Raw genomic sequence first — 3973 nt, 5'->3', positions numbered from 1 at the left:
CTTTTCCTCTTATATCTTCTTTCATTAATTCTATTTCATTAAATAATAACTCATTTTTTTCTAATTTTTCTATCTCTAATAAAAAATTATAAAATACCAAACTATTTTCTAACCAATCGCCCTCTTTATTTGTTATACTTTTATAAGATTCTTGAATATCCTCTTTAACTTTTATAAAATTATTTCTTAATAAGGTTTTAGCATCACTGTTCTCTTTCAAATTAGATAATTTTATATAATAATAATATGTAAACATATTTTGAATACTATCGCCTCTATCAAAGTTAAACTCTGGAATTAATCTTTCTCTATTTAATATACCATTTAAATATATGACTTTCAATTGCTCCATATACTTTGCTCTACTCATGTTCATATTTAAACTGTTTTGATTACTAAAAGATATCAAATAAAGTTTTTTTATTTGGTTGATAACTGTATCTCTTAAATAATAATATTTTTTATTAAAGTTATCCCAAAACTTCTGTTCTCTAGCCATAACTTCTGCAAAAGAAATATTTGAAAATCTTGGTTTCTTTTTACTAAATACTATTTCTAAAGAATCATCTTTTTTGTTCTCAATATCTTTTACCAAGTATATTCGTTCATTTAATCCTTTTAATAAAGTAGTTTCTAATGACTTTACTTTAAAATTTTCAAAATCTCTTTCTGTTGCTACAAGAATATTAGATTTGTCATCTTTAGAAAAATTCAACATATCATATTTATAATATCCATCTTTATTTTCAACATTTCCTTCTAAGATTAACGGAGAAAACTTGTAAACTAACTTATATGGTTCATTCCATTTAACACCATTTAAATTAGTATAAATAAACATATCATTCTTGTTTTCATTAGATAATACTATATATGATTCCACAATATTATTGTTTATATTGTATTTCATATAAAAAATATTCTTACCATCTATAAATTTTGTTTGTGTATAGTAATTTCTTGCTCTATATATTTTATAATCTTTTATTAATAATATTTGTAAATTTGATAGTACATCCTTACTAAACTCTCTAGCCTTTACATTTGTTAAAATATTATTTTTGCCATCATAAAAAAGAGCTATCTCACCATTTGTGATGAGATAGTTCGCTCTCAATATTGAAGATACAAATAAAATTAGTAATATTATTCTCTTCATAGTGCCTCTTTTTAATAGTCACTTTCAGGAGAAATTAAAACTCTTTTATATTTATCAAATTCTTTTAAAAGTTGTTGAATTCCATTTACAACTGCATTTAAAGGATCTTCTGCAACAGTAACCTCTAAACTTAAGCTTTCAGCTATTCTCTTATCAATTCCTCTTAATAGAGCTCCTCCTCCAGCTAAATAGATTCCTTTTCTTTTTATATCAGAAGATAATTCTGGTGGAGTTTTTTCAAGAATACCTTTTATCTCTTCTATTATTAAAACTACAGCTTCTTCTAAAGCTTCTGCAATTTCAGATGAATAAACTTTTACATTTTTAGGTAATCCACTTAATGCGTTTCTTCCGCTAATTTCAATAAAAATATCCTCTTCTAAATCTGTTACTGCTCCAACTGCAATTTTTATCTCTTCAGCTGTTTTTTCACCAATAAATAGGTTATGCTTCTGTCTAATGTAATCTATGATTAAAGAATCAAATTTATCTCCAGCTATTTTTAAAGATGACGTTTTCACTATTCCTGCTAAAGATATTACTCCAATTTCAGTAGTTCCTCCACCAATATCAACAACCATATTTCCTTCAGGTTCAAATATATTTAATCCAATTCCTATCGCTGCTGCCATAGGCTCTTCTATTAAATAAGCTTCTCTTGCTCCAGCTTCTCTTGTTACATCCATAACGGCTCTTTTTTCTACTTGAGTTACTCCAGCTGGAACACATATAATAACTCTTGGACTTGATAAACTTTTTCCTCTATTTACAATTTTATAAAACTCTCTTAACATCTTTTCAGTTATTTCATAATCTGCAATAACTCCGTTTTTAAGAGGTCTTATAGCTTCAACTGTATGAGGTGTTCTTCCTATCATTTGTTTAGCTTTATCTCCAACTTCAAAAATATCTTTTGTTTTTGTATTAATAGCTACAACTGATGGAGCATTCATTATGATTCCTTTATTTTTCACACAGATTAATGTATTTGAAGTTCCTAAATCTATTCCTAAATCATCTGAAAATATTCCTAAAACTTTTCCAAATATTTTTTTCATTACAACTCTCCTTAAATTAATTTATATTTTATTTAAACTTTCTATTGGTATTTTTAAATTGTTTAAAGTTTTTATAAAATGATTTATTGGAAACCCCATAATTGCAAAGAAATCTCCATCTATTTTATCTACAAAAATTGAACCTAATCCCTGAATTCCATAAGCTCCAGCTTTATCCATAGGCTCTCCACTCTTTATATACCATTTTATCTCTTCATCACTTATCTGCTTAAAATAAACTGTGCTCTCTACAGAATTTGTTATTTTTATATTTTTCTCTAGATTTATTAATGTATAAGCCGTTATCACTTCATGATTTTTTCCAGATAGAGATTTTAACATTTTTTCAGCATCCATTTCACTCTTAGGTTTTCCCAAAATTTTCCCATCTATTACAACAACTGTGTCAGCTCCTACAACAAACTCTTTTGGATTTTCTACAGCTACTGCCATAACCTTTTTTAAAGAAATATCTTTTATTTGTTCCACAATCTCTACTTTATCACTTATTTCTTCTATATCCTTACTTTTAATTTGCAGTTGAAATCCCAACTGTGCTAATATCTCTTTCCTTCTCGGGGATTTGGATGCTAATATCATCGTCTTCATCTATCCTTTCTATATCATTTTCTTTATCTTCTTCATTTTCTACAACTATATTTTCTAAGTTTTCTTCAAATTCTTGAGAAATATTTACTTGTAATATCAAATCATTTTCAGGGACTTCCTCTAAATTGGCTTCTTTTACTTCCATTTCTAAAAGATCTTTCTCCTGATAAGCTTTTTGGATATTACATATTTCATCATAGATATCTTTTTCTAGCTTAGCTTGTTTCTCTAACCTAATTTGCTCCTCTTTTAATCTTCTTTCCTCTTTAATTCTAAGAATTTGTCCTTTAAAAAAATTAATAACTGATAAAATTAATTTTCTTATCATTTTTCCACAAATTACAATTACAGATAGAAAAATTATGAAAATTAAGCTGCCTGCAAACACATTAGTTTTAACATTTGGAAATATCTTTAAAAATGTATATAATTCAATATAACCTAAGTTAATGTTTAATAGACCAACTTGAATAACATACTGTTGAATTGAATCCATTGTTCCTTCCATTTGTTCTTTTAAACTATCTAATAAATAAAGATATCCTGTAGCTATTCCCAAAATAATCATAAAAAATAACCTCGTTTTCAGAACAACTCTTTTATTTGGATTTTTCATAAACATTGAAAAACCATATCCCACTAAAAATATCCATAGTAACTTTTCATATATTCCAAAATACTCTTTTATATATAGATATATATTATTTATTTGCAAAAGATTAGGATAAAAATATCCTAAAAAAAAGTAAATCAATGAAATTATATATATATATTTAAAACTAAATAACCACTTTATTTTTTTCATTCAAGCACCTTTTTATTAAACTTTTTTCATATTATTGTACCATAGAGATATATAGTTTTCAAGCAATTAAGATTTGGATAAAAAAAAAGTAGACTTCGTTGAAGTCTACTGTTATTAGTCATAAAGTGGTGCGAGAGGAGGGACTTGAACCCTCACGTCGAAACGCCAGATCCTAAGTCTGGTGCGTCTGCCAATTCCGCCACCCTCGCAGTGGTGCCGCTTATCGGAGTCGAACCAATCACCTACTGATTACAAGTCAGTTGCTCTACCAGATGAGCTAAAGCGGCTTTTATTTACTTTATAAAAAAAATTAATGGCGGGAGTGACGAGGGTCGAACTCGC

General features: G+C 27.3%; 4 protein-coding genes and 2 tRNA genes. All 6 read right to left on the bottom strand.

Annotated features, from left to right (window positions below; all coding sequences use genetic code 11):
• The coding region (locus HMPREF0202_RS03330) for a hypothetical protein (RefSeq protein ID WP_023051970.1) at positions 1-1159 on the bottom strand (1159 nt) is incomplete at its 3' end.
• Between the two features lie 11 nt (positions 1160-1170).
• Positions 1171-2217, bottom strand: coding sequence for a rod shape-determining protein (mreB, locus tag HMPREF0202_RS03325; protein WP_023051969.1), 1047 nt, complete (start codon positions 2215-2217; stop codon positions 1171-1173).
• 21 nt (positions 2218-2238) lie between these two features.
• Positions 2239-2817 carry a Maf family protein gene (locus HMPREF0202_RS03320; RefSeq protein WP_040406238.1) on the bottom strand — a complete coding sequence of 193 codons (579 nt, stop codon included), beginning with the start codon at positions 2815-2817 and terminating at the stop codon, positions 2239-2241.
• A complete protein-coding gene (locus HMPREF0202_RS03315; protein ID WP_023051967.1) occupies positions 2747-3631 on the bottom strand; it encodes a hypothetical protein in 885 nt (294 codons plus the stop codon). Before HMPREF0202_RS03315 ends, HMPREF0202_RS03320 begins: the two co-directional genes overlap by 71 nt.
• 126 nt (positions 3632-3757) lie before the next feature.
• Positions 3758-3840: transfer RNA gene (locus HMPREF0202_RS03310), tRNA-Leu, on the bottom strand.
• Positions 3841-3842: 2 nt separating this feature from the next.
• Positions 3843-3918, bottom strand: a tRNA-Thr gene (locus HMPREF0202_RS03305).
• Positions 3919-3973 lie beyond the last annotated feature (55 nt).

The sequence above is a fragment of the Cetobacterium somerae ATCC BAA-474 genome, assembly GCF_000479045.1.
Lineage (GTDB): Bacteria > Fusobacteriota > Fusobacteriia > Fusobacteriales > Fusobacteriaceae > Cetobacterium_A > Cetobacterium_A somerae.
The sequence above is the reverse complement of the archived record's forward strand: the minus strand, read 5'-3'. Positions and strand labels throughout refer to the sequence as shown.